Origin of the sequence: Pseudomonas sp. Irchel 3H9, assembly GCF_900187495.1 — a bacterium.
GTDB classification, from domain to species: Bacteria; Pseudomonadota; Gammaproteobacteria; order Pseudomonadales; family Pseudomonadaceae; genus Aquipseudomonas; species Aquipseudomonas sivasensis.
Window position 1 is genome coordinate 878,624 of sequence record NZ_FYDK01000002.1, and the last position, 23,600, is coordinate 902,223.

Sequence of the window (23,600 nt, forward strand, 5' to 3'; positions counted from 1 at the left end):
CTTCCCAAACCTACTGGGGAGACGTTGTCCAATGGCCGATTTCGACTGGCACATCGCATTACCACTCCACTTCGGCCAAGCCGGCTCTCCACCGCTGAGTATGGCTCGGGCCCTGCCCAGCGATGCGGCAAGGCCTCACTTCGAAACCTTTGTGCAGCAACGCTTTCGTCAGGCACACGGTGCTGACATTCGTCATTTCATGCCGCAACTGTTTGGCATGAGCGATGCGGCCGGAGAATTGTGCGCAGTCGCCGGCGTACGCCTGGCCAGCGAAGAACCCCTCTTTCTCGAACGCTATCTAGACGATTCGATTGATCCACTGATCGCCGCCGCTGCCGGCCGGCCGGTTGACCGCGCCTGCATCGTCGAGGTGGGCAACCTGGCTGCCAGTGACAACGGCAGCGCGCGTCTGAGCATCATCACCCTCACTTACATGCTGGCCCTGGGGGGGCTTGAGTGGGTGGCGTTCACGGGGAATATCGGGTTGGTCAACAGCTTCCATCGCCTCGGTTTAAAACCCGTGACGCTGTGCGCCGCCGACCCGGCGCGGCTCGGCGATGACCGCCACAGCTGGGGCAGTTATTACGAGAGCAAGCCCTGGGTGCATGTCGGCAATATCCGCGCGGGCTTTATCCATTTGTGCAACATCGGGTTATTCAATCGCCTGGGCTTGCCCACGTCACTCCTGGAGGCCACTCATGTCGCCTGAAGTCGAGCATTTCAAGAGAACCCTGCGCAGCCATGCTGAGCGCAACACAAACACCATTTCTTTATGGGGCGATGAGCTGAAGCTGGACTACGCCACGTTGTATGCCGAGATCGTGTATCGCCAGGAACGCCTGCGTGACGAGAGCGTCAAGGTGGTCGCGCTGGCTTTGGATAACGGCGTCGAGGCGCTGATATGGGATCTGGCCGCGCTGTTCGAAGGGCTGACGTGCCTAACGCTGCCACCGTTCTTCACGCCCTCCCAGCGCAAGCATTGCCTGGACCAAAGCCAAGCAGAACTGTTGATCGCAGAAGTCGAGTTGGAGTCTGAACTGCAAACAGCGGGTTTCGAGAAAACCGGCGAATTCTGGCGTAAGACTGTTCACGGCCCATCGCTGATGCCTGAGGGCACCGCGAAACTGACGTTTACGTCGGGCACTACCGGCACCCCCAAAGGCGTGTGCCTCAGCGCCGAGAGCATTGTGTGCGTCGCGCGTGAGTTGTATGAGGCGAGCCGGCCCAACGATCCGCAGCACCACCTTGCGGTTCTACCCCTTGCGATCCTGTTGGAAAACATCGGCTGTTATGCCGCGCTGTACTCGGGCGCAACCCTGAGCCTGCCCAGTCAGGCAACCTTGGGTATTCAGGGCGCCAGCGGCGTTGATGTACCGCGACTGCTCGGCTGCCTGGCCTCTCGCGCCCCCGACAGCCTGATTCTCGTGCCACAGCTGCTGTTACTGCTGGTGAGTGCTGCCGAACAGAACGCCTTCAATCCAAAGACGCTGCATTTTGCAGCCGTGGGCGGCGCGCGCGTTTCACACGAACTTCTGGACCGTGCGCAACGCGTTGGCATGCCGGTTTACGAAGGTTACGGGCTGTCGGAATGCGCATCGGTGGTGTGCCTCAATCGCCCAGAGGCGCGCCGCGCAGGCAGTGTCGGAAAGCCGCTGCCGCACGTTGAGGTGCGTCTGGCCGAGGACGGCGAAGTGCTGATTAAGGGCGCTACTTTGCTGGGTTATCTGGGCGAGCCGCCTCACGCCCATGAATGGTGGTCCAGTGGCGACATCGGCGAATTTGACGATGAAGGTTTCCTCTACCTGAAGGGGCGCAAGAAACATCAATTCGTGACCAGTTTCGGGCGCAACGTGAACCCTGAATGGGTTGAGGCCGAACTGACACAGCGCCGCCACATCGCCCAAGCCTTCGTGTATGGCGAAGCCATGCCAAGCAACCATGCATTGTTGTGGCCTCATCGACCCGATTGCACCGATGAGGCGTTGGCGGCGGCAGTTGCCGAGGCCAACGAGGCGTTGCCCCATTACGCCCAAGTCCATCACTGGACCCGCCTGCCCCACCCATTCACGCCCGCCAATGGCCTGCTGACCGCCAACGGCAGACCCCGCCGCGACGCCATTGTCGAGCTTTACCAGACACAACTGACTGCTCCCCTACGCACCGAGGAATCTGAATCATGAGTTTTTTTGACACGCTGCAACTGGCCACGCAAAAAGAACGGGCGGAATTGTTCAACCTTCCGGTCATTCGTGATGCCCTTGAGGGAAGGGTCAGCCTGGAAAGCTATCGGGCCTTTCTGACTCAGGCTTACTACCACGTACGCCACACCGTACCGTTGATGATGGCCTGTGGTGCACGCCTCCCGTCGCGCCTGGAGTGGCTGCGCAAAGCGGTCTGCGAATACATCGAAGACGAATACGGCCATGAACAATGGGTACTCAACGACATCCATGCCTGCGGCGGCGACAAGGACGCAGTGCGTGACGGGCGTCCGTCCTTGCCCATTGAGCTGATGATCAGCTTCCTCTATGACCTCATCGCCCGGGATAACCCAGTAGGCCTGTTCGGCATGGTCAACGTGCTTGAAGGTACCAGCATCGCCTTGGCGACCCATGCTGCAGGCGCTATTCGCGAACGCCTTGAGTTACCGGAAACGGCGTTCAGCTACCTCAGTTCCCATGGCTCGCTCGATATTGAACATATGCAAACTTATCGCCGATTGATGGACACACTGGACGACCCGAGCGATCAGGCTGCGGTCATACACGCCTCCAAGGTCGTCTACACCCTCTACACCGACATGTTTCGTGGCTTGCCGCGTGACGGGGAGCGTTTGCATGCGCCTGTCTGAGGCCCGTGCGGTATTGACCGGCGCCAGCGGCGGTATCGGTCTGGCGATCGCTCATGCCCTGTGCGCCAGCGGCGCCTCTGTGTTGGTGGTATCGAGGAACCGAGAGTCATTGGTGCCGTTGCTTGATCAGTATCCGAACCAGGTGTTGTGGGTGGGGGCCGACCTCACGTTTCTGGCAGATCGTCGTAAGGTGCTGGCGGCGGCCGAGGCCATGGGCGGGGTCAAGTTGCTGATAAACGCTGCCGGGATCAACCACTTCGCCATGCTTGAGCAACTGGCGGACAGCGACATCAATGCAATGCTGGCGGTAAACATTAGCGCACCGATCTGCCTGACCAAAATCCTGCTGCCGCTGCTCAAGCAAGCCCCAAGCGCGATGGTCGTCAACGTTGGCTCCACGTACGGCTCTATCGGCTATCCCGGATATGCCAGCTATTGCGCGAGCAAGTTTGCGTTGCGCGGATTTTCCGAAGCCTTGCGCCGAGAACTGGCAGACACCCGTGTTGGCGTTTTATACGTCGCGCCCCGGGCCACCCGCACCCCCATGAATAGTCCGGCTGCGCAGGCGTTGAATGATGCCCTCAAATCCAATGTCGACGACCCGGAAACCGTCGCATCCGCAGTGATCCGCGCAATTGCCGGCGACCACCGCGACTTGTACCTCGGATGGCAAGAGCGATTTTTTGTGCGCCTCAACAGCCTGCTGCCCAACTTGGTGGACCGAGGCTTGCGCAAACAGTTACCTCTGGTCCGTCGCCTCAGTGAAAAAAACGACAGTGAGCACCCTAAACCATGAAAAAAATTCTCTGTGGCCTGTTGCTCGGCGCTATGAGCCATAACGTCTGGGCCCTTGACGCTGCTGACCAGCAGCGCCTCGCTAATATTCAGCAAAGTTGGGCACATATCCAATACGAACTGCCCGCAGACCAGCGTACTGCTGCGTTTGAACAGCTCGCCACGCAGGCCGACGCCTTTACTCAGGAACGCCAGTCAGTCGCCGAGGCATGGATATGGTCCGGCATTGTCACCAGCAGTTGGGCCGGCGCCCAGGGTGGGCTCGGTGCCCTGAGCAAGGTCAAGCTGGCAAAGGCCGATCTTGAAAAAGCCATCGCCCTGGACCCCAAAGCCTTGCAAGGCTCGGCTTATACCAGCCTTGCTGCGTTGTACGATCGCGTGCCGGGCTGGCCCATTGGGTTCGGCGACTCGGACAAAGCAGAGGTGTTACTCAAGCAAGCCTTGCAACTGAACCCGAACGGCATCGATAGTCTGTACTTCTGGGGTGATCACCTCTACCGTCAAAAGCGCTATACCGACGCCCACGCGGCACTGCAAAAAGCACTGCTGGCCGCCCCAAGGCCAGGCCGCGAAACCGCTGACGCTGGACGGCGCAAGGAAATCGAAGCGTTGCTGCAGGATATAACCAAGAAACTCGGCTGACAGGAGTCCGTGTGCGCATATTATTGATCGAGGATGACGTCGCTCTGGGCGAGGGTATTCACCAGGCGCTGGTACGAGAAAGCTATACCGTCGACTGGTTACAAGATGGCAGTAGCGCCTTGCATGCTCTGCTCAGTGAAACGTTTGATCTGGCCGTACTCGACCTTGGCTTGCCGCGCATGGATGGACTCGAAGTGCTGCGCCGCTTGCGTGACAGTGGCTCCAATCTGCCGGTGTTGATCCTGACCGCTCGGGACGCCACAGAGGACCGCATCGCAGGGCTCGACGCCGGTGCCGACGACTATTTGATCAAACCGTTCGACCTGGCAGAACTCAAGGCACGCCTCAGGGCGTTGCTGCGACGCAGTGCGGGCCGCGCCCAGGTGTTGATTGAGCACGCAGGCATCAGCCTGAACCCGGGAACTCAACAAGTCAGCTATCAGGGCGAAGCGGTCGCCCTGACACCCAAGGAGTATCAGTTACTCCATGAGTTGCTTTCCCCTCCGGGTCGGGTGATGACGCGCGACCAACTGATGCAGTTACTTTACGGCTGGAACGAAGAGGCAGAAAGCAACACGCTGGAGGTGCATATCCATCACTTGCGCAAGAAGTTTTCGAGCCAGCTGATCCGCACGATCCGTGGGGTCGGTTACCTGGTGGAAGAGCGCCCATGACGTCTATTCGGCGACGCACGCTCAGGTTGATTCTGGGTCTGTTGTTCCTCGGGCTGTTGCTCATGACCGTTGTCAATCTCCACGACAGCAATCATGAAATCGACGAGGTATACGACGCTCAGTTGGCGCAGAACGCACGTCTGCTGCAGGGCGTGATGCGCATGCCAATGGCGAGCAACGAGCACGCAAAGCTGTATGAGGCGTTCAACCAGGCATTGGGGCTCGCCGCGCCCAGAGTGGATGGCCACCCGTATGAAAGCAAAATCGCTTTTCAGGTGTGGAACGCGGATGGCACGTTGCTGGTGCACACCTCCAGTGCGCCGTCCTTTAGTTCGCCTCCGGTCAAACCGGGTTTCAGTGACATCACGGATATCAACAACCGAACCTGGCGCGCATTTGTCTTGGATGATGCCCAATACAATCTGAAAATTTGGGTGGGAGAGCGTGACGATGTGCGTGCCGACCTCGTGGATCGCATCGTCCGCCATACGGTTTTACCTAACTTGATAGGTAGCCTGCTGCTTGCCGCAGTGATCTGGTTGGCCATTGGCTGGGGGCTCAAACCATTGAGCAATATGGCTGAAACCTTGCGAGCGAGGCATTCAGGTTCTCTCGAACCCTTGCAGTTGAATCCGCTGCCTACTGAGCTGGAGCCCATGCAGGCCGCCCTGAATCGTGTGTTGGCACAGATCCAGGAGGTGATGGGCCGTGAGCGACGCTTTATCGCGGATGCCGCCCATGAAATGCGCACACCGCTCGCCGTGCTCAAGGTCCACGCAGAAAACCTCGTGGAGGCCGTCAGTGAGGAAGATCGGCGCGAATCCCTCAATTACCTGATCGTAGGTGTGGACCGTACCACTCGCCTGGTCAATCAACTCTTGACCATGGCCCGTATCGAACCGCAACCCCAAACCCATGAGGCACAGAGCATCGATCTAGTGGCGACGATTCGGGGCGGTCTGGTGCAAATGACACCCTGGCTGCTGAGCAAGGGGCTTGAACTCGTGTTCGAACCCATGGAAGAGGTCTGCCTTGTTAAGGTCGACGCAGCCGTCATACATATTGCCTTGAACAACTTGGTCACCAATGCCGCCAACTTTTCCCCTCCCCAGGGAGTGATTACCGTGCGATTGATGAAAAACCAGGATCACTACGAATTATGTGTTGAGGACGAGGGGCCAGGCATCGATGAAGCAGAATGTGATCGACTTTTTGAGCGGTTCTACAGTCGTGGAAATGATCAAGGCGCTGGGCTGGGGCTGACCATCGTCCGGTCCATCGCAAGTCGTTTGGGAGGGAGCGTGCGTTTAGAAAACCGTGAATGCGGAGGATTGCGCGCAACATTCGAGATCTTGAGGTTCTAAAAATCCATGGCATTCGAAGTAGCCGGACAGCGCATTTTTTAAAGGCTATTGCTGGATGCCTGAGGGAATCGTCACTGTCTGGCTGATATCCGATAGCGAGTGCCTTAACCCTGATTGGTTAGAGGCGAAACATCACGAAGGACTCTTTGGATATGAGCAACCACCTGCATGGTTGCCTCTTCGATCGTTCCTTCATTGCGGCAGAGCACCCAGCCATGATCGGCAGCCGCCTGCTCAAACGCCTCGGTGCTAGCAACATGTTCTTCCAGCGCATGCATGACCGTACTGCTCAACCCGCGCGTTCGTGCTGCCGCTCGCGCCCATGAAATCTCAGGCGCGGTGACAACCCCAACGTGCAGGTCTGGCACTTGCACGTTGCGGTCACGGTTCAGCTGGAGAATCTCTGCAAACGGCACCAGCCGGCGAAACGCCGCTTCTGACGGGTACCAGCGATCCATCAGGATGATGCTGCCCGGCGGCTGTTCCGGCAGCACCTGTTGGGAAATCCACCGGCGACTATCAGCAAAGCGCTCGCACACCGTCAGCTCCAACTCCCTGCTGGGGTTTCTGACGAATTGATTAACCAGGGCCATGGTTTCAGCCCTGTAGGGATCGCTTTTTTTCTCGCTCAGTCGGATCACTGTGTGAGTGTCGACCCTCAGGGCTTTCGTCACGGCCTCCAACAGTGTGGTCTTGCCGACGCCCTTGGGACCATCCAGAGAAACAAACAACGCACGCTTCATTTTTCACATATCAACGGGTAACGGATGACCACTCTAACCCGGTTGCTGGGTCCACCGTAAACGTCGACCCGCGACGCTCAAACCGGGGGATCTCCAATCCCAGGCTTTCACGCAAGGTTGTCCCTTCATACGCGGTGCGGTAGATACCACGCGCCTGCAACAACGGTATGACTTCCTGGGTGAAACGATGGAATTGCTCGGGGTGCCCGATGTAGATATTGAACCCATCCACGGCTCGCGCCTCGAACCATTCGGCCATTTTCTGCGCGACGGTTTCAGCCGTACCCACGAATGCACCGGGACGCAGTTGTCGGCCGAACTCTACGGCCTGGCGCAGCGTGAAGCCTTTCTCGCGCGCTTGGTCTGCAATGCGTTTGGCAGCGGTAAAGAAGCTGCTGCGCGCAGCCTCCAGGCTTTGCTGGGGAAACGGTGCATCGAGGTCGTACTGGCTGAAATCATGCCAGCCGAAATTGCGCCCGAACTCCTTCAGGGCGAGCTCAAAGCTGTGATCGGTCTGATGATAGTGCTGCTCGATTTCCCGAGCGTGCTCGTCAGTGTCGCCAACATAAATTTCAGCGCCCGGCATGACCAGCAATTGCTCCGGGTCGCGCCCCTGTTGCACCGCCCTGCCCTTTATATCCTGATAAAAAGCCTGGCCCTGCTCGATACTGGCGGCATGGGTGAAGATCACATCCGCCGTCGCAGCCCCCAGGTCGCGCCCCTGCTGCGAATCACCAGCCTGGAAGATCACCGGTTGGCCTTGCGCTGAACGTTGGATATTCAACGGGCCGACCACCGAAAAGTGTTCGCCCTGGTGATTCAGGCTATGCAGTTTGCTCGGATCGAGAAACTGGCCGGTCGCCCGGTCCCGCACGAATGCATCGTCCTCGTAGGAGTTCCATAACCCCTGCACCACCTGGACGTGTTCCGCCGCGCGGCCGTAGCGTGTGTCGTAGTCGTAATGTTCGTCGCGGCTGTAATTGCCCGCCGTGCCGGCGTCGCCGCTGGTGACCACATTCCAACCCGCACGGCCTTTGCTGATCAGGTCCAGTGACGCCAGGCGCCGCGCGACGTTATACGGCGAGTTATAAGAGGTAGTGAGCGTGCCCACCAGGCCAATGTGTCGAGTGCTCACGGCGAGCGCCGATAACAGCGTCAGCGGTTCCAGTCGATTCAGGTAATGGGACGGTGAGCTCGGCGTAATGAACTGGCTGTCGACGATAAATATCAAGTCGAACAGCGCCGCCTCGGCTTGGCGCGCAATGTCGATATACCAGTCGACGTTGACGCTCGCATCGACCGGCAATTGAGGGTCGAGCCACAGGTTGTGTCGGCCTGGACCGCCGCTGCCCATGGTCAAGGCACCCAGTTTGAGCTGTCGTTTGGTCATTTGCAGAGGATTCCTTGAGGCGTTCACGGCTGTTTAGTAGCGACGGCGGGCTGCAAAGACGCCGCGAACGAGTCATCAAACAAGCTGGCAGCCGGAAAAGACTTGACCAGCCCCTGGCCGGCAAAAAAGTCCACGGTCTTTTGCGCTTCGACGGGAGATTGGGCCGTTACGGGCTCGACGGTGGTGCGCGCGCGGGCAAACCAGGCACGGGCGATTTCAGCATCCGCGCGGGTGCGTTTGGCCCACGCGTCGGCATAGGCGTCTGTGTTGGCCGGCGCTTGGCGAGCCCAGTCGCGTGCTTTCTTCAGGCGCTGGAGAAAGTCACTGATGGGCGCCCGTTTGGCGTCCACAGCACTGGCGTTGGCGGCAATGAAACTCTGGGCTGGAATCAGCCCTTGCGCCGTGGCCAGCACCCGAGCGCCTTGACGTTCCTGCTGTGTCACATAGGGTTCCCAGGTCGCGATGACGTCAACCGAGCCGCCTTCCAGCGCATGGGAGGCATCCAACGCGCTCAGGTAACGCAACTCCAGGGCGTCGCGCTGCACGCCGGCTTTGTCCAGCGCCGTCAGCAACAACTGCTGACTCCAGGAGCCTTTCCAGATGGCCGCGCGCTTGCCTGCAAGGTCCGCGAGACTCTTGATCGGCGAATCCTTCGCAACCAGAATCGCCACGCCGTCGAGATTTTGCCGACTGACGGCAATCACCTTGATCGGCGCGCCCAATGCGCCCAGGAACAGCACAGGCGCATCCCCCAGCAGGCCGATGTCGAGGCTGCCGACGTTGAGCGCTTCGGCAACTGGCGAGCCGGCGGTGAATTGCTTCCATTCAAGGGTATAGGGAAGATCGTCCAGCACCCCCGCCGCTTCCATGACGGCTTGGGCGTTGTAGCTTTGGTCGCCGACCACCAGCGTTTGCGCGTTCGCGGTCAGGCTCAGCAATGCGGCGGCTAACCCGGCCGCCAGTTTTGAAAGGTAACGCACGTTCGTCTCCAGATGCCTTGTCAGGCAGATCAAGTCGATCCGCGCGTGCGGTCTCGGTAGTGTTCACAGGAATAATCTGCCTCATACGATGAGGCCCATCCAGCCACCTGTAAAATACTGATAACGCATAACGTAATTCTATAATAATGCCACCTACGCATTTTAACGCAGGCGTTCAACATCTGTTTGGCGCATACCCCATGCTCAAACGTCATAATCCCCGGCCTGCCTGCATGGTAATCTCGCGCGACCACGAATAGACATATGTCGTCACATGACGATCAGAGCCAGGAAAGAACATGCCCAAAAAATCTCACTCGACGCTGCGCCGTGACTTCCGCGAATTGCTTGCCAAGCCGAGCTGCGTTGAAACTGCTTCCGTATTTGACCCCATGTCCGCCCGTATCGCGGCGGACCTGGGGTTTGAGGTGGGTATCCTGGGAGGGTCAGTCGCGTCGTTGCAGGTATTGGCGGCGCCCGATTTTGCGTTGATCACGCTGAGTGAGTTCGTTGAGCAGGCCACGCGCATTGGGCGTGTCGCTCAACTGCCGTTTATCGCCGACGCCGACCACGGCTACGGCAATGCCCTCAACGTGATGCGCACCGTCGAAGAGCTTGAGCGCGCCGGCGTGGCCGCATTAACGATTGAAGACACCCTGCTGCCGGCGCAATTCGGGCGCAAATCCACCGACCTGATTTCCATCGAGGAAGGCATTGGCAAAGTCCGCGCCGCCCTGGAAGCCCGTGTCGATCCTGAACTCTCAATCATCGCTCGGACCAATGCGGGTGTGTTGCCCACCGAAGCGGTGATCGAGCGCACCCTGGCCTATCAAAAAGCCGGTGCGGATGGGATCTGCATGGTGGGCGTGAGTGACTTCGAGCATCTGGAAAAAATCGCAGAAAACCTCACCGTTCCACTGATGCTGGTGACCTACGGCAATCCCAAGCTCAACGACGCTCAGCGCCTCGCGAGCCTGGGCGTGCGCGTGGTGGTTGCCGGGCATGGCGCCTATTTCGCGGCGATCAAAGCCACTTACGACAGCTTGCGTGCCCAGCGCCAATTAACCCATAGCACCTCTAATCTCAGCGCGACCGAACTGACGCACACTTACACGCTCCCGGAAAACTACGTGGCGTGGGCTGAAGAGTTCATGGACGTCAAAGAGTAATCCTCTCCCCTCACAGCCAGGCAATGTCCTCGCGCTGGTAACGGTGCGCACGGAAGATCGCGTTGTTTTCTCCCGGCAGGTAACGCCGGGAGGCTGCATCGGGATAGGCGGCGAAGTGCGGATTGATGTACTCCCACACCACTTCGCCGGCTGGCGTGACTTCGAACAGACGGCCAAAGTTGGCTTCGGTCACCAGCGTGTTGCCATTGTGCAGACGCTGGGCGCCGCCCATGAATGGCGTGAAGAAGGCATAACCCGGCGTGTCCGCGTACTGCCATTCGATACGCTGCGTGTGCGGGTCGATCTCCAGGATGCGCGAGTGCGGCATGCTCACATGTGGGCGCGAAATGCCGTTGTCGAACACCAGCACATTGCCGTTTTCCAGCTCAGTCGGGCAATGCTGCTGCGCGACCAGATCGTGGCCCAGGCGCCACAACACTTCGCCACTGCCACGCTGGATAGCAATCACCGAAGAGACACTGCGCAAACTGAGAATGACCTTACCGTCACTGCCCGGCGAGACCGCGTTGGTCATCGGCCAGTGGTAACGCTCGAATGTGTCGTGCAGCGGGTAATCCTCGGGCCGCAAATGCTCCCAACTGCGCCACTCCCAGACCACCAGCCCTTGGCGGTCAACCTCCTTGACCACGTCCGCATAAATCACGCCACCCGCCGCCTCGCTGCCGGGAATGCCGCCGACCACGCGGCTGGCCAACTCCGCACTCAAGGGTTCCACCGTGGTGTACAGCAGGTGGCCGTTGTCCAGCCATTGAGCGTCGTGATGGTGCAGCAAATCGGTGTATTCCCACACCACCTCGCCTTGGGGGGTGACCTCGCTGAAGGCACCGCCGTGCCACACCGACCAACCGGGAAACAGCTCCGGGGAATCCGGGTGATTGCCGTTGTAGCCCAGGTTGCCGTTGCCCAGGATCACAGCGTCGCGGCCGGGGCGCTGAGGGAGCTTCCAGCGGTGCACGACCTCGCCGTCGATGTCGATCAGGAACACATTGCCCTCGGCGGTTTGCGGTGCGAACAAAGTGTAGCCACCCGCGCTGCGGGCGTGGTCGACGGTGATAAGGCCGGTCTTCTGGCGTTTGAGGGTGGTGCTGTGCATGAGATTTCTCCGGGTGCAGGAATCCCTGCCGAGGCTACGTCGACAAGGTCAGAAATAAGCGAATCAGTGGGGGGTCGGTAAAAGGCCGTTGAAGCGCGGGTCGAAGATTTGCCCGACGTCCAGCGCACGGGGGATCACCCGCTCAGCGGCGAACAGGTCCGCCAGACGCTGTTGCAAGGCGATGACGGCAGGATCAATCGGCACGTACTGCAAGGTTTGATGGGCGAGCATGTCGCGCACCAGAGCGATTGGCAGCCGCGTGGTCTGGGCAAACACCTCGGCCCAGGCATCCGGATGCGCCGTGGCCCAGGCTTGGGCGCGGGCGAGCCTGGCCAGCAAGTCACCGGCCTGCGCCGTACGCTCAGGGTCGGCCAGAGCCTTGAGGCTCGCCACCGTAAAATTCTGCCCGGTTTCCGGCCATTCGCTGCCGTCCAGCAGTACCCGCGCGCCTCGCGAAGTGGCTTGGCCAACAAAGGGATACCACACTGCCCAGGCATCGAGCCGGCCACTGGCAAAGGCGTTTTGTGCATCGACGGGGCTGGCATAGATCATGTTCAGGTCCCGCGTTGTGAGCCCGGCCTGATGCAGCGCTGCCAGGAGCAGGTAATGCCCGCTGGTGCCTTTGGCGACGGCGACCCGTTTGCCCTTGAGATCGGCGACTCGCTGGACGGTGGTCCCCTCAGGTAACACCAGCGCGTTATTGTTCTGCGCCCCGCTCGCCACGCCAATGATGCGGATATCAAAACCGCCAGCCTGGGCAAAAACCGGCGGCGCGTTGCCGACCACACCCAGGTCGATGGCTCCGGCGCTCAGGGCTTCCAGCAGCGTGGTACCTGCGGTGAATGGATGCCACACCAACGTTCCCGACAGCCCCGCATCCTCCCCCGCCGCGTGCAGCATGGCTTGGGTCAAACCGCTTTGGTCACCCACATGCAGCGCAGCCGACACCGGTTGCACGATCAACAACGCAGCCCAGTACACCAGCCCGGCCAAGCGTTGTCGTACAGCGTACTTGGCAGCACCCGGTTTTAACGTCATTGTCTTTCCCTCATTTTTGCGTTGAATCCAGTATGTCGAGGCTCGCCGTGCCGCTCCATGCCAAACACCCCTCCTTTACTGCCACGTCGGACATCGCTGTGCGCACGGTGGTGGTGCTAGCGTTCGATGACTTGCTGCTGCTCAACGCCGCTGGACCGCTGGAGGTGTTTGCCGCGATTCCACGCCTGCTGGGCGGCGCGTTTGCCACACAGGCGCCGTATCGGTTGCTGCTTGCCTCACCGTTTGGAGGCCAGGTCAGCTCGGTGTCGGGGATCAGCGCCAGCACCCAGTCACTGGAACAAATTGATCAACAAGCGCCCGACATTGATACGCTGATCGTCGCGGGCGGCCCCGGCATGGACGCCCTGGAAGCCAACGAGCATGCCTGCGCCTGGCTACGCGGCCGCGCCCCGGCGATCCGTCGCCTCTGTTCAATCGGCACCGGCGCCTTTGCATTGGCCGCCGCCGGTTTGCTCGATGGGCGCAACGTAGTGACCCACTGGAAGTTCGCCGAAGCATTGCAGGCGCGTTACCCCAAGGTCATCTGCCAGACCGACGCGTTGTACCTGCATGACCGCAACCTGTGGACGTGCGGCGGCGCCACCGCAGGCATCGACTTGGCGTTGGGACTGGTCGAGCAGGATCTGGGGGCCGACGCGGCGCTGTCATTGGCGCGCTATTTCACCGTATTCCTGTGGCGCTCGGCCGAGCAACCGCAGTTGAGCGCTTCGCTCAAAGCCCAGTCCACCGCTCTGCGCACTGATCCCGATGTACGCCTGGCGCGCTTGCATGCGTGGATTGCGGGCAACTTGAACGGTGATCTACGCGTGGAGCGCTTGGCCGAGCAATTCGGCATGAGCCCGCGTCACTTTGCGCGAGCCTATGTCGCCGCCACGGGCGATACGCCCGCACAGGCGGTGGAGAGTTTGCGCTTGGAAGCCGCCTGCCGGGTGTTGGCCACCACGAGTGAACCCATCAAGCGGATCGCGCAAACGGTTGGTTTCGGCCGTGAAGAGCGCATGCGGCGTGCCTTCCAAAAACAACTGGGCACCAGCCCGCTGGGTTATCGCAACCAAATGAAGGCAGCAACCCGCGAGGCACCGTTTCCGATGGGCATCGCGCTGCAGGGTTTGGCGCATTGAGTTCAGCTAAGCCCAGCGCTCAAGGACGCCCCCACACAAAAATTCGCCGTAAAACGTGAGCGCTGGCTTGCCCGCGACAGCGGCCGTTCGGTGTACCTATCCACTATCTAGGTAACGGCGGCTCACTTTTGGAAAAGAGCCCCAAAAGCAAGCCTGAGACCAACATCAACAGCGAGCCAGCGATTAGCCAACCCAGCCTATGGCAGTCTTGGGAATCACCTCCGACTCATCCAGCTTCGACGCAAACATACTCACCGCCTGCACCGCATCGCTGGTGCTGGTGCGAATCTGCAAGATCACCGAACCCGCCTGGTCCGCCAACTGGACGCCGCGTTGTGCGCCTTCCTGCGTGGCGTTCATGCTGGTCACTGCGTCGCGGGTTTCCGAGAGGATCATGCCGATCATCTCGGCGATTTCCGCTGTGGAGCGACTGGTACGCCCGGCCAGTTGCCTGACCTCATCGGCCACCACCGCAAAGCCACGGCCTTGGTCGCCGGCCCTTGCGGCCTCGATGGCGGCGTTGAGCGCCAGCAGGTTGGTCTGGTCGGCGATGCCACGAATGGTGTTGACGATGGCGGTAATTTGCTCGGAACGATCGCCCAACTGCCCGACCAGGCGCGCGGATGAGCCGATGTTTTCGGCAATCCGGCGCATCTCCGTGGCGGTTTCCTGGATAACCTGGGTGCCGTGCTCGGCAAACCGTTCGGTCTCGGACGAGATGTGGTAAGCACGGGAGGCGCCACGGGAGTCTTCTTCGAACTTCTCTACACGTTCGGTGATGTCGCTGGCGAACTTGACGATCTTGATCAGCTTGCCGTCGCCGTCGTAGACCGGGTTGTAACTCGCTTCGAGCCACACGACCCGGCCATGTTTGCCAAGGCGTTTGAATTGCCCGGTGAAGAATTCGCCATTGTTCAAGCGCCGCCAAAAGTCCGCGTACTCATGGCTGTTGATCAGGGCCGGTTCGCAAAACAGGCGGTGGTGTTTGCCTTTGAGCTCGGCCAACGAATACCCCATGACGTTCTGGAAGTTGTCGTTGGCGTCCAGTACCTGCCCGTTCAAATCGAACTCGATAACGGCCATCGCCCGGTCCAACGCCGTCAGTTTGCTGCGCGTAGCGGCTTCCTGTTCAACCTTGGCAGTGACGTCCAACGCGTACTTGACCACTTTCAACACCTGGCCACGCTCATCCAGCACCGGGTTGTAGCTGGCCTCAAGCCAGATAGTCCTGCCTTGGGAGTCCACCCGCTTAAACGTACCTGACACGAACTTTCCGGCCTTGAGGTCAGCCCAGAACTGGCCATAGGCCGAGCTGCTGGTCAGCGCTGGCAAGCAGAAATCACGATGGGATTTACCGAGCAGTTGCTCACGGCTGTAACCCAGCGTCCTCAGGAAGTTGTCGTTAGCACTCAACACCTTGCCATTGAGGTCAAATTCGACCACGGCCATGGAGCGCTCGAGTGCAGTAAACAGTCCTTTGTATTCGGTGACTTCGGCCGTCCTGGCCGCCAGTTCTGTTTTAACTGCTTTATTGAACATGACGTACCCTCAACCGTGCGAAGAAGCTGTCTGTAACTGGCTATCGGCGGCTGAATACGCGACTTTACGCGGTTTTAATGTTTATTTTCTGGCGTCAAAAAGCCGCGCATTGCGGTTTGCCCGCGCGGCTGTTTTCGGGGACCATGGGCGCCTTTGCAACCTGCCAACGAGAGGCGCCCATGGCCAACCACGACCTGTCCTACACCCCCGATCCTGATGCTGACTCCATCTCATCCGACGTAATTGGCTTCAACGGTATCCTGGTCTCCACCCAGATCCCGACCCGCGCCGACGGCAGCCTGGAGCTGGGCGATATCTCCCTGCAATGCGAATGCACCCTGCAAGCGCTGAAAGTCGCGCTGGAAAAGGCCGGCAGCTCCATGGATCGGGTAATGCACCTGACCATTTATCTGACGGATATGGCCGATCGTGCGGCCTTTAATGAAGTCTACAAACGATTCTTTGCCAAGCCCTGGCCCGTGCGTGCGGCGGTTGGCGTTGCTGCATTGGCGGTAGAAGGCATGCGCGTGGAAGTGACCGCGATGGCCGCCCAGGCCTGAGTTGATGCCGGTCAGGCATTTCACAGCTACAATGCGCGCCTCAACCGTGACAAGCCTGACTAAAAAAACTATGTCCATGCCCAAGCATCACCTGGAATTGCTCAGCCCTGCCCGCGATGTCGCCATCGCGCGGGAGGCGATCCTGCATGGCGCCGACGCCATCTACATCGGCGGCCCAAGTTTCGGCGCCCGCCATAACGCGTGTAATGACGTGAGCGATATCGCTCAGTTGGTAGAATTCGCCCACCGTTACCATGCACGCGTCTTCACCACGATCAACACGATCTTGCATGACAACGAACTGGAACCCGCGCGCAAGCTGATCCATCAGCTCTACGACGCCGGTGTTGACGCGTTGATCGTGCAAGACCTGGGTGTGATGGAGCTGGATATTCCGCCCATCGAGCTGCACGCCAGCACCCAAACCGATATCCGCACCCTGGCCCGCGCGAAGTTTCTCGACCAGGCCGGTTTCTCGCAGTTGGTCTTGGCCCGTGAGCTGAACCTGCAGGAAATCCGCGCCATCGCCGACGAGACCGATGCCGCCATCGAGTTCTTTATCCACGGCGCCCTGTGCGTGGCGTTCTCCGGGCAGTGCAACATCTCCCACGCGCAAAATGGCCGCAGCGCCAACCGTGGCGATTGCTCCCAGGCTTGCCGCCTGCCGTACACCTTGAAAGACGATCAGGGCCGCGTCGTGGCCTTTGAAAAGCACCTGCTGTCGATGAAAGACAACAACCAGAGCGCCAACATCCGCGCCCTCGTCGAAGCCGGTGTGCGTTCGTTCAAGATCGAAGGCCGCTACAAGGACATGGGCTATGTGAAGAACATCACCGCCTATTACCGCCAGCGCCTCGACGACGTGCTTGAAGACCGCACAGACCTGGCCCGCGCTTCCAGCGGCCGCACCGTGCACTTTTTCCTGCCTGACCCGGAAAAAACCTTCCACCGTGGCAGCACCGACTATTTCGTCAGCGACCGCAAGATCGACATCGGCGCCTTCGACACGCCGACCTTCACCGGCCTGCCGGTCGGTACGGTGGAAAAAGCCGGCAAGCGCGATCTGCAAGTGGTCACCCATGAGCCGTTGTCCAACGGTGACGGGCTGAACGTGCTGGTCAAACGCGAAGTGGTGGGTTTTCGCGCCAACATCGCCGAACCCAAGGGCGAGTTCGAGGAAGACGGCCAGAAGCGCTATCGCTACCGCGTCGAGCCGAACGAAATGCCGGCCGGTCTGCACCAGTTGCGCCCGCACCATCCGCTGAACCGCAACCTGGACCATAACTGGCAACAAGCGCTGCTCAAGACCTCGGCGGAGCGCCGTATCGGCCTGTCGTGGGTCGCGCGCCTGCGTGAAGACCAGCTGGAAATTATCGCTACCAGTGAAGAAGGCATCAGCGCCAGCGTCACCCTGCCCGGCCCGTTCGGCGCGGCCAACAAGCCGGAGCAGGCGCTGGATACCCTGCGCGACCTGCTTGGCCAACTCGGGACTACCGAATATCACGCGACGAATATCGAGCTGGACGCGCCACAGGCGTTCTTCGTCCCCAACTCGCAGCTCAAGGCATTGCGCCGCGAAGTGATCGAAACGCTGACTGCGGCCCGTGTCGCGGCTCACCCCCGTGGTGGACGCAAGGCCGAGACCACGCCGCCGCCGGTTTACCCGGAAGCGCACCTGTCGTTCCTGGCTAACGTCTACAACCAAAAGGCCCGCGACTTCTATCATCGTCACGGCGTCCAGATGATCGACGCTGCCTTTGAAGCCCATGAAGAAACCGGCGAAGTACCGGTGATGATCACCAAGCACTGCCTGCGCTTCTCGTTCAACCTCTGCCCTAAACAGGCCAAGGGTGTGACGGGCGTGAAAACCAAGGTCGCGCCGATGCAATTGATCCATGGCGACGAAGTGCTGACGCTGAAGTTCGACTGCAAGCCGTGCGAGATGCATGTGGTGGGCAAGATCAAGGGGCATATCCTTGGCTTGCCGCAGCCGGGCAGCGTGGTGGAGCATTTCAACCCGGATAAGATTATCTTTCAGGGCACGCACTAACCCTGCGGGAGCGGGGCCACCACCAGCCCCGCTGCAACCCGGCAGCCGCCAGCAGAATAGCCGCCACCCCCAGCCATTGCAGCCAACCCAGGCGGTGGCCAAAGGCAATCCAATCGACGACGATCGCCGCTATCGGGTAGATAAACGACAGCGCGCCGGTGATGGCCGTCGGCAGTTTCTGGATCGCCCCGTACAGCAACACATACATCAACCCGGTATGCACAACGCCCAGGGCCACCAATGCCGACCAGGCATTACTCGCCTGCGGCAGGCTATTCCAAGGCACCAGCGGTGCCAGTAGCAGCGCACCGGTAATCACTTGGATCAACGCCATCAAATGCGGCGGCACGTCCTTCAAGCGCTTAATGATCAATGCCGCTACGGCATACAAAAACGCTGCGCCCAACGCCAGGACGATTCCCGTCAAATAGTCCCCACCACCGCTCTGCTGCTCACCATGGGCAGTGACAATCGCCAGCATCCCCATAAACGCCACACTCAGCCAAGCCAGTTTCTGTAGGGTGATTTTTTCACCGAGAAACAGCGCCGCCAGCATGACCAACAGGAACGGCTGAACGTTGTACACCGCCGTACTGATGGCGATGGATGCGCGGGAATAGGATTCAAATAACAGTAACCAATTACCGACGATGGCCACGCCGCTGAGCATCGCCAGCCCGAGCCGGGCCCAACTGAGCAGGTCCAGGCGCAGATAACCCAGCACCGCGCAGACCAGCAGTAACGTGAGCCCACCGATCACACAGCGCCAGAACACCACCTCAATCACTGACACACCCGACACCAGCACAAACCAGCCAATGGTGCCCGAGATGAGCATGGCGGCGACCATTTCCCAAGAACCGCGACGGATCGATGTATCCATGATTGGAGCTCCTCAAGTGAGGCTCAATTATGGCAATCTGCGCGTGATCGGCTCCAGTGACTAAAAAAGGCAAACACCGGAAATCACCTTTTCTTATTAGGCGAACACCATGATTGACACCATCGACCAGCAACTGATCGCCGCCTTGATGGACGACTCGCGCTTGTCGCTCAAGGCCCTGGCGGGTATTACCGGGCTGTCCTCGCCCAGCGTTGGCGAACGCTTGCGTCGCCTGGAAGAACGCGGCGTGCTGACCCACTACACCGTGGACATTGACCCCAAGCATTTTGGCTATTTGCTACAAGCCATCGTGCGCATCCGTCCTCTGCCCGGCCAGTTGCAGGAAGTGGAACGCCAGATCCAGGCGATCCCCGAGTTCACCGAGTGCGACAAGGTGACGGGCGAAGACTGCTTTATCGCCCGCCTGCATGTACGCACCATGGACCATCTCGACACCCTGCTTGACCGCCTCAACGCCTATGCCGAAACCAACACGGCCATCGTCAAGAAAACCCCGGTAAAGCGGCGTTTACCGCCCCTCTAGGGTGCGCAGGGCGCCAGCCGTCGCCAAGGTTTGGCGCTGCCTGTGATGACCCAGTTCAAATCCGGCCGTTGGTTTTGCGTCCAGTGCGCCACCTCATAGTTGTAGCGGTCATACGAGACTTTCTCGTTGTTGACCGAATAGGCTTTGCTCGCCACCCACGGCGGCGCGCAATCCCCGGCTTGCTCCGGTGGGCTGATAATCACCGAATGACTGGCGCTGGCCGTGCGGTTGGCGGCGTCGGTGACAGTCAGCCCGATGCTTCGCGCGCCCGCAGTGGTGGGCGCAGTGAACGTTGGGCTGACCATGACCGAAGCAGCCGGTGTAAAGCCCTCTGCCTGCCATGCGTAGCGTAACGAGAGCCCACTTGAGCCGGTCGCCGACAACGCCAGGGGTTTGCCCGCCTCGACCGTGGTGGGCCCACTGATCTGGGCGACGGGCCTGGCGGACGGTACGACGCTCACCGTCTTGCGCAGGTTCAGGCTGGCATTCTTGCTGTCTGTGACGGTCAATGACACCGTGGCCGGGGTCACCACGCTGACCTGGGCCGCACGCAGTGTCAGCGACGGGCCATCGACCAGCGTACCCTCCAGTGGCGGCGAAATGGACCACGCGTACTTCAGTTCGCCGCCCGGCGGGTTCGAGGCTGCGTCGGTAGTGAACAGGATGGATGCACCGGCTTCTACGTCGTCCGCGCTGAGGATTTTACCCACCGGCGGTAGTGGATCAGGCTCTGGATCTGGCTCAGAGCCGCTGGCCTTGACCAACACCGCGACGGCTTTTTTGACACTGTTGCGGGCCGCGTCAGAAACCGTCACCGCCACGGTGACCACTTGATCGGTGGTCACTTGCGGCGCGGTCCAGGTCTGATCGGCGCTGTTGGGCGTGGCGCCGATCAATGAGCCTTTGACCCACGCGTAGTTCAAGGGATTGCCAACGGGCGAGGTAAACGCGGCCTGGTAACGAATGCTTTGGCCACTTACGACTTCCAGAGGGCCGTTCAGTTGACCTTGGGGTGGATTGGCGCCGGACGGCTCTCCAACAACCACGCGAGGCTCGTTGTAAATCACCGTTCGAGGGCCGCCGTCGCTGACCGTGGCCTGAACCACCAACCCACCGTTATTACTCGACTTGACCGCCTTGACTCGGGCTGTGGGCTGCTTGGGGTCGGCATCCAACAATTCGAAGCTGGCGGTGTTCACCCACCAGCGATAGCTCAGATCCCGGTCTTCAGGGTTATCAATGATCACCCGGGGCTCAAAGATATCCCCCACGTTGACATGGTTAGGCAAGATCATGCGCCCGATCAAAGGGGGATATTCATACGCCTTGATCTGGATGGTTTTGTTCGGCAGCGATGCGAAGCCCACACCATCTCGGACCAACACCCTGACGTAACCATTCTTGTTAGCCATCAACTTAGGCGCCTTGAGGGTGATCTCCCGCTGATCGCTAGGGCCTATTACCGTCAAGGCGCCTTCGGGCGGCGATGTTACGGTCCATACGTAGGTCAGTTCACGATTGTGCGGGTTGCCGATTTCGACGTGCTGGGTGAAGGCCTGATCGCTCGGAACTTGCGTTTCGCCGACGATGGTTCCCCCGACCAACTGGGTATCTTTTTTGACGATTACGTTTTTGTGCAAATTCAGCGTTGCGCCGTTACTGTCGCGTACGTCCAGGGCCAACTCAAGCGTCGTGTCAGCCGCAACCGGCGGTGCCGTGAGGGTCACGCTCGCGGTATTGCCCACCTGGCCCGTAAACCCAGGTGGGATGCGCCAGTCATACATCAAGGGCAAGTTGCCGGGGGAGTTGACCAAGGCCGTAAAGGTCGCGGTGGTTTTTTCCACCACCTCCGCCGGAGCGTTCAGCTCGCCTTCGGGCCCGCCTTGTCCCTGGCTGCGCACCACGACCACATGCTCTTCACGAGCCTGGACCTGCCCGTCATCGACCCGAAGAGCCAAGGTGTACGGCGTCGGCGTGGTCACCGTCGGCGCGTTGAATTGCAGCCGCGCACCGTCGGTGTAGGGGGTTGGCCACGTCCTTGACCACGCAGTTTTTGGATTCGAACTCGATCGGGCGCAGGCGCCCCGCCGCCGCTGGCACAGGCCAGTCCATGCGTAGTTGCGCCAGCAAATTGTGCAGCTGTTGCTGCAAGCCGACAGTCACCGGCGCGTCGCGGTTGACCCGTGCCCAGTGGTCCACCGCCGCCAGACGCTGCTGCAAAGTCCTTGCGTCGTCACAGGTCTTGATCAGCCGCCAGTTCATCGGCGCCACCAATCCGCTCCAGACGGCCGGTGCACGTCGCGCAGAACTACCGCTCGCAGGCACGATGAGACGGTACAGATTGCCTTGGTAACTCACCGGCTGGCCGGGCACGGAATACACCTGCGCGGGGTCCCATGGCGCTACGTTTTCGCAAGCGTCCCCGAGGGTGCGCGGATACACCCGTACGCTGGCCACGGTGGTGTCCACGGCCCCTGTGGCGTTCTTGACGGTGAGGCGAAAGCGATAGTCGGTGGGCACCTGGACTTCAGGGAAATGTGCAACGGCCATGTCCGACTGGCTGTTGTCGATCACAGCCGCCGGGGCACCTTCAAGCTGCGACCATTCGAATTGCAGCGCGTCCACGCCAGGATTGCGTGACGCCTTGGCATTGAGCGTGGCGCGCTCACCGGAAAACGGCAGGTCTTTTTGCCCCAACTCCACGAAGCCACTGGCGATGGGCGCCCCTGTTGGATCGGGAGGTGGGAACAGCGCGCTTATGGTCGGGGACCATGTACTAATGGCGCGAGCGTTATCGCTTTGCCCGGCTATGCCGGTGGGTAGTCCTTGATAAGTGCGCGCAGGGTTGGAGAACAAACTGACTACGGTCCCGCCAGATTCGCAATAGGCCATGATGGTTTGCCAAAAAGGCTGAACACTGTTTTGGCAATAAGGACTCGCATAGGGGTACGGTTTATTTTCGCCATGGTGTGCTGCCAACACATGCCCCAGTTCATGCGCATAAGTCACTGCCTCACCGGCGCAGGCATAGGCAATACTGTCGCGTACGTGCCGAGCGCCAATTGAACCGGCAAGTCCACAGCCGCGAAGGGTCACTCTGAGAGCAACCAACCCTACAACGACATGCGCCTTACGTTCGATTTGTATCGATTGGCTGCGTCGACGGACCTCACTTAATTGCAGCGCCAGGCAATCCATATCGGAGCAGCCAGATTGGGGTGATTCATCGTAATTGAGGTGCTCGACCCCAGCGTTTTCATAATTAACCGTTACCCCGCTGGCCATCGCAATGGCCTTGAAGTTTTCAAAACGAGCGATGCCCAGAGCGACCGGGTCGGCGTAAGCTCGTTTCACATCATTGCTGTAGACCGTGAGGATCCTGACGCTACCACTGCGGGCACGTTCCGCGCCGTCATTGAGCGATTTACTACCAGCTGATGCGGTTATTGCGTGCGGCGGGCTATCGTCCAGCGCGCCTGCGGTAGTCGATTTCGCCATTTTACTGATTGCAACTCGGCCGCCCTCAACCGGCACAATTTCGTAGGCTTGACCGTCCACCGTCACAGTCCCAGTGATCGCGCCGTCATGAACAATCAGGATCGCCAGATTTTGCGGGTCGAGCGGTGCTTCTCGGGACAGGTCCAGTGAGGTGTCAGCCCTTGTTTGCCGTGCGCCAAGGGATTGCACTTCACCGGTCCATATTTTAATGCCTGACTGTTCGGCGAAGCGAAGCTTCCTCACGCGTACCGTCACGCCCTGTTCAAGCGCGAGATCAACCAATGGGTGCGAATCGGTCAACAAATTCCCGTCGCCACGCGCCAGGATAGTTCCCTGAACCTGAGGGTCCTTCAACTGCGTACCCAAGTAGGGGCTGGCGCGGTCGGACTGGGATGCTTTGGAGGCGGGCTGCATAAGCGAAAACAGTGACTGAGTGCTCTCGTTCGCAGGAAAGGCAGATCGAGAACACACAAGAATCAGAACAGGAATCACAAAAAACCAAACGTGCCAGACACAAACATTTTTTATCAGAGGGGTGCGCATCGTGTGTCTCCTGAGTAGTGATTACTCAGTTGCACTTCTGGACCCACTCGCGTCCCTACTGCACAGCGAAATACACGTGGT

Annotated in this window: 21 protein-coding genes; 12 read left to right on the forward strand and 9 right to left on the reverse strand. The window is 59.9% G+C overall.

The window, feature by feature from the left end:
• The first annotated feature begins 31 nt into the window (after window positions 1-31).
• Genes CKW32_RS09930 through CKW32_RS09960 form a run of 7 tightly spaced genes read left to right on the forward strand, consistent with a single transcriptional unit; the run spans window position 32 to window position 6,326 of the window.
• Window positions 32-709 carry a thermostable hemolysin gene (locus CKW32_RS09930; protein ID WP_095184770.1) on the forward strand — a complete coding sequence of 226 codons (678 nt, stop codon included), beginning with the start codon at window positions 32-34 and terminating at the stop codon, window positions 707-709.
• Window positions 699-2,180 carry an AMP-binding protein gene (locus CKW32_RS09935; RefSeq protein ID WP_095184771.1) on the forward strand — a complete coding sequence of 494 codons (1,482 nt, stop codon included), beginning with the start codon at window positions 699-701 and terminating at the stop codon, window positions 2,178-2,180. The genes CKW32_RS09930 and CKW32_RS09935 overlap by 11 nt, the downstream gene beginning before the upstream one ends.
• Complete coding sequence (locus CKW32_RS09940; protein ID WP_032887331.1) at window positions 2,177-2,851, forward strand: TenA family transcriptional regulator; 675 nt, start codon at window positions 2,177-2,179, stop codon at window positions 2,849-2,851. Before CKW32_RS09935 ends, CKW32_RS09940 begins: the two co-directional genes overlap by 4 nt.
• On the forward strand, window positions 2,838-3,647 hold the full coding sequence (locus CKW32_RS09945; RefSeq protein WP_095184772.1) for an SDR family oxidoreductase: 810 nt from the start codon (window positions 2,838-2,840) through the stop codon (window positions 3,645-3,647). Before CKW32_RS09940 ends, CKW32_RS09945 begins: the two co-directional genes overlap by 14 nt.
• Complete coding sequence (locus CKW32_RS09950; RefSeq protein WP_095184773.1) at window positions 3,644-4,288, forward strand: tetratricopeptide repeat protein; 645 nt, start codon at window positions 3,644-3,646, stop codon at window positions 4,286-4,288. The genes CKW32_RS09945 and CKW32_RS09950 overlap by 4 nt, the downstream gene beginning before the upstream one ends.
• Window positions 4,289-4,299: 11 nt before the next feature.
• Complete coding sequence (locus CKW32_RS09955) at window positions 4,300-4,962, forward strand: response regulator (protein ID WP_032887337.1); 663 nt, start codon at window positions 4,300-4,302, stop codon at window positions 4,960-4,962.
• On the forward strand, window positions 4,959-6,326 hold the full coding sequence (locus CKW32_RS09960) for an ATP-binding protein (protein ID WP_095184774.1): 1,368 nt from the start codon (window positions 4,959-4,961) through the stop codon (window positions 6,324-6,326). Before CKW32_RS09955 ends, CKW32_RS09960 begins: the two co-directional genes overlap by 4 nt.
• Window positions 6,327-6,430: 104 nt before the next feature.
• Here CKW32_RS09960 and CKW32_RS09965 read toward each other — a convergent pair whose 3' ends face one another.
• From CKW32_RS09965 to CKW32_RS09975, 3 genes are read right to left on the reverse strand one after another with little or no spacing between them, the layout of a single operon-like run.
• Window positions 6,431-7,069 carry a dTMP kinase gene (locus CKW32_RS09965; RefSeq protein ID WP_095184775.1) on the reverse strand — a complete coding sequence of 213 codons (639 nt, stop codon included), beginning with the start codon at window positions 7,067-7,069 and terminating at the stop codon, window positions 6,431-6,433.
• Window positions 7,070-7,079: 10 nt separating this feature from the next.
• On the reverse strand, window positions 7,080-8,459 hold the full coding sequence (locus CKW32_RS09970) for an LLM class flavin-dependent oxidoreductase (RefSeq protein ID WP_095184776.1): 1,380 nt from the start codon (window positions 8,457-8,459) through the stop codon (window positions 7,080-7,082).
• A 23-nt stretch (window positions 8,460-8,482) separates the two neighbouring features.
• The gene (locus CKW32_RS09975; protein ID WP_032887343.1) at window positions 8,483-9,439 is read right to left on the reverse strand and encodes an ABC transporter substrate-binding protein; all 957 of its coding nucleotides are present in this window, start codon (window positions 9,437-9,439) and stop codon (window positions 8,483-8,485) included.
• A gap of 299 nt (window positions 9,440-9,738) precedes the next feature.
• Between CKW32_RS09975 and CKW32_RS09980 the strand changes: the two genes are divergently transcribed.
• Entirely contained in the window at window positions 9,739-10,608 is an 870-nt protein-coding gene (locus tag CKW32_RS09980; RefSeq protein ID WP_032887345.1) for an oxaloacetate decarboxylase, read from the forward strand.
• A gap of 10 nt (window positions 10,609-10,618) precedes the next feature.
• Here CKW32_RS09980 and CKW32_RS09985 read toward each other — a convergent pair whose 3' ends face one another.
• Both CKW32_RS09985 and CKW32_RS09990 read right to left on the reverse strand, forming a co-directional pair.
• Window positions 10,619-11,722 carry an aryl-sulfate sulfotransferase gene (locus CKW32_RS09985; protein WP_095184777.1) on the reverse strand — a complete coding sequence of 368 codons (1,104 nt, stop codon included), beginning with the start codon at window positions 11,720-11,722 and terminating at the stop codon, window positions 10,619-10,621.
• A 63-nt stretch (window positions 11,723-11,785) separates the two neighbouring features.
• Window positions 11,786-12,760 (reverse strand): ABC transporter substrate-binding protein, encoded by a 975-nt coding sequence (locus CKW32_RS09990; RefSeq protein ID WP_095184778.1) that lies wholly within the window; start codon window positions 12,758-12,760, stop codon window positions 11,786-11,788.
• Window positions 12,761-12,792: 32 nt separating this feature from the next.
• On the opposite strand from CKW32_RS09990, the gene CKW32_RS09995 reads away from it, so the two are divergent.
• Window positions 12,793-13,902: a GlxA family transcriptional regulator gene (locus CKW32_RS09995; protein ID WP_095184779.1), complete on the forward strand. Its 1,110-nt coding sequence runs from the start codon at window positions 12,793-12,795 to the stop codon at window positions 13,900-13,902.
• A 183-nt stretch (window positions 13,903-14,085) separates the two neighbouring features.
• On the opposite strand, the gene CKW32_RS28720 is transcribed toward CKW32_RS09995, so the two are convergent.
• Window positions 14,086-15,441 carry a PAS domain-containing methyl-accepting chemotaxis protein gene (locus CKW32_RS28720; RefSeq protein ID WP_095184780.1) on the reverse strand — a complete coding sequence of 452 codons (1,356 nt, stop codon included), beginning with the start codon at window positions 15,439-15,441 and terminating at the stop codon, window positions 14,086-14,088.
• A 179-nt stretch (window positions 15,442-15,620) separates the two neighbouring features.
• Here CKW32_RS28720 and CKW32_RS10005 point away from each other — a divergent pair, with 179 nt between their 5' ends.
• Together CKW32_RS10005 and CKW32_RS10010 are read left to right on the forward strand one after the other, a co-directional pair.
• Window positions 15,621-16,001 (forward strand): RidA family protein, encoded by a 381-nt coding sequence (locus tag CKW32_RS10005; RefSeq protein ID WP_032887358.1) that lies wholly within the window; start codon window positions 15,621-15,623, stop codon window positions 15,999-16,001.
• A gap of 70 nt (window positions 16,002-16,071) precedes the next feature.
• Window positions 16,072-18,051: a U32 family peptidase gene (locus CKW32_RS10010; RefSeq protein WP_095184781.1), complete on the forward strand. Its 1,980-nt coding sequence runs from the start codon at window positions 16,072-16,074 to the stop codon at window positions 18,049-18,051.
• On the opposite strand, the gene CKW32_RS10015 is transcribed toward CKW32_RS10010, so the two are convergent.
• The gene (locus CKW32_RS10015; protein WP_095184782.1) at window positions 18,029-18,934 is read right to left on the reverse strand and encodes a DMT family transporter; all 906 of its coding nucleotides are present in this window, start codon (window positions 18,932-18,934) and stop codon (window positions 18,029-18,031) included. The two genes, CKW32_RS10010 and CKW32_RS10015, sit on opposite strands and share 23 nt — an antisense overlap.
• 109 nt (window positions 18,935-19,043) lie before the next feature.
• Between CKW32_RS10015 and CKW32_RS10020 the strand changes: the two genes are divergently transcribed.
• Window positions 19,044-19,478, forward strand: a complete 435-nt coding sequence (locus tag CKW32_RS10020) for an Lrp/AsnC family transcriptional regulator (protein WP_095184783.1) — start codon at window positions 19,044-19,046, stop codon at window positions 19,476-19,478.
• On the opposite strand, the gene CKW32_RS10025 is transcribed toward CKW32_RS10020, so the two are convergent.
• Window positions 19,475-21,460, reverse strand: a complete 1,986-nt coding sequence (locus CKW32_RS10025) for a hypothetical protein (RefSeq protein ID WP_095184784.1) — start codon at window positions 21,458-21,460, stop codon at window positions 19,475-19,477. The two genes, CKW32_RS10020 and CKW32_RS10025, sit on opposite strands and share 4 nt — an antisense overlap.
• A complete protein-coding gene (locus CKW32_RS10030) occupies window positions 21,417-23,519 on the reverse strand; it encodes a hypothetical protein (RefSeq protein ID WP_095184785.1) in 2,103 nt (700 codons plus the stop codon). The genes CKW32_RS10025 and CKW32_RS10030 overlap by 44 nt, the downstream gene beginning before the upstream one ends.
• Window positions 23,520-23,600: the final 81 nt, after the last annotated feature.

Excerpts from the sequence above, each read along its gene's own strand:
- CKW32_RS09930 (WP_095184770.1), top strand. The coding sequence starts at position 32 with ATGGCCGATTTCGACTGGCACATCGCATTACCACTCCACTTCGGCCAA.
- CKW32_RS09935 (WP_095184771.1), top strand. The coding sequence starts at position 699 with ATGTCGCCTGAAGTCGAGCATTTCAAGAGAACCCTGCGCAGCCATGCT.
- CKW32_RS09940 (WP_032887331.1), top strand. The coding sequence starts at position 2,177 with ATGAGTTTTTTTGACACGCTGCAACTGGCCACGCAAAAAGAACGGGCG.
- CKW32_RS09945 (WP_095184772.1), top strand. The coding sequence starts at position 2,838 with ATGCGCCTGTCTGAGGCCCGTGCGGTATTGACCGGCGCCAGCGGCGGT.
- CKW32_RS09950 (WP_095184773.1), top strand. The coding sequence starts at position 3,644 with ATGAAAAAAATTCTCTGTGGCCTGTTGCTCGGCGCTATGAGCCATAAC.
- CKW32_RS09960 (WP_095184774.1), top strand. The coding sequence starts at position 4,959 with ATGACGTCTATTCGGCGACGCACGCTCAGGTTGATTCTGGGTCTGTTG.
- CKW32_RS09965 (WP_095184775.1), bottom strand. The coding sequence starts at position 7,069 with ATGAAGCGTGCGTTGTTTGTTTCTCTGGATGGTCCCAAGGGCGTCGGC.
- CKW32_RS09970 (WP_095184776.1), bottom strand. The coding sequence starts at position 8,459 with ATGACCAAACGACAGCTCAAACTGGGTGCCTTGACCATGGGCAGCGGC.
- CKW32_RS09980 (WP_032887345.1), top strand. The coding sequence starts at position 9,739 with ATGCCCAAAAAATCTCACTCGACGCTGCGCCGTGACTTCCGCGAATTG.
- CKW32_RS09985 (WP_095184777.1), bottom strand. The coding sequence starts at position 11,722 with ATGCACAGCACCACCCTCAAACGCCAGAAGACCGGCCTTATCACCGTC.
- CKW32_RS09990 (WP_095184778.1), bottom strand. The coding sequence starts at position 12,760 with ATGACGTTAAAACCGGGTGCTGCCAAGTACGCTGTACGACAACGCTTG.
- CKW32_RS09995 (WP_095184779.1), top strand. The coding sequence starts at position 12,793 with ATGTCGAGGCTCGCCGTGCCGCTCCATGCCAAACACCCCTCCTTTACT.
- CKW32_RS28720 (WP_095184780.1), bottom strand. The coding sequence starts at position 15,441 with ATGTTCAATAAAGCAGTTAAAACAGAACTGGCGGCCAGGACGGCCGAA.
- CKW32_RS10005 (WP_032887358.1), top strand. The coding sequence starts at position 15,621 with ATGGCCAACCACGACCTGTCCTACACCCCCGATCCTGATGCTGACTCC.
- CKW32_RS10010 (WP_095184781.1), top strand. The coding sequence starts at position 16,072 with ATGTCCATGCCCAAGCATCACCTGGAATTGCTCAGCCCTGCCCGCGAT.
- CKW32_RS10015 (WP_095184782.1), bottom strand. The coding sequence starts at position 18,934 with ATGGATACATCGATCCGTCGCGGTTCTTGGGAAATGGTCGCCGCCATG.
- CKW32_RS10020 (WP_095184783.1), top strand. The coding sequence starts at position 19,044 with ATGATTGACACCATCGACCAGCAACTGATCGCCGCCTTGATGGACGAC.
- CKW32_RS10030 (WP_095184785.1), bottom strand. The coding sequence starts at position 23,519 with ATGCGCACCCCTCTGATAAAAAATGTTTGTGTCTGGCACGTTTGGTTT.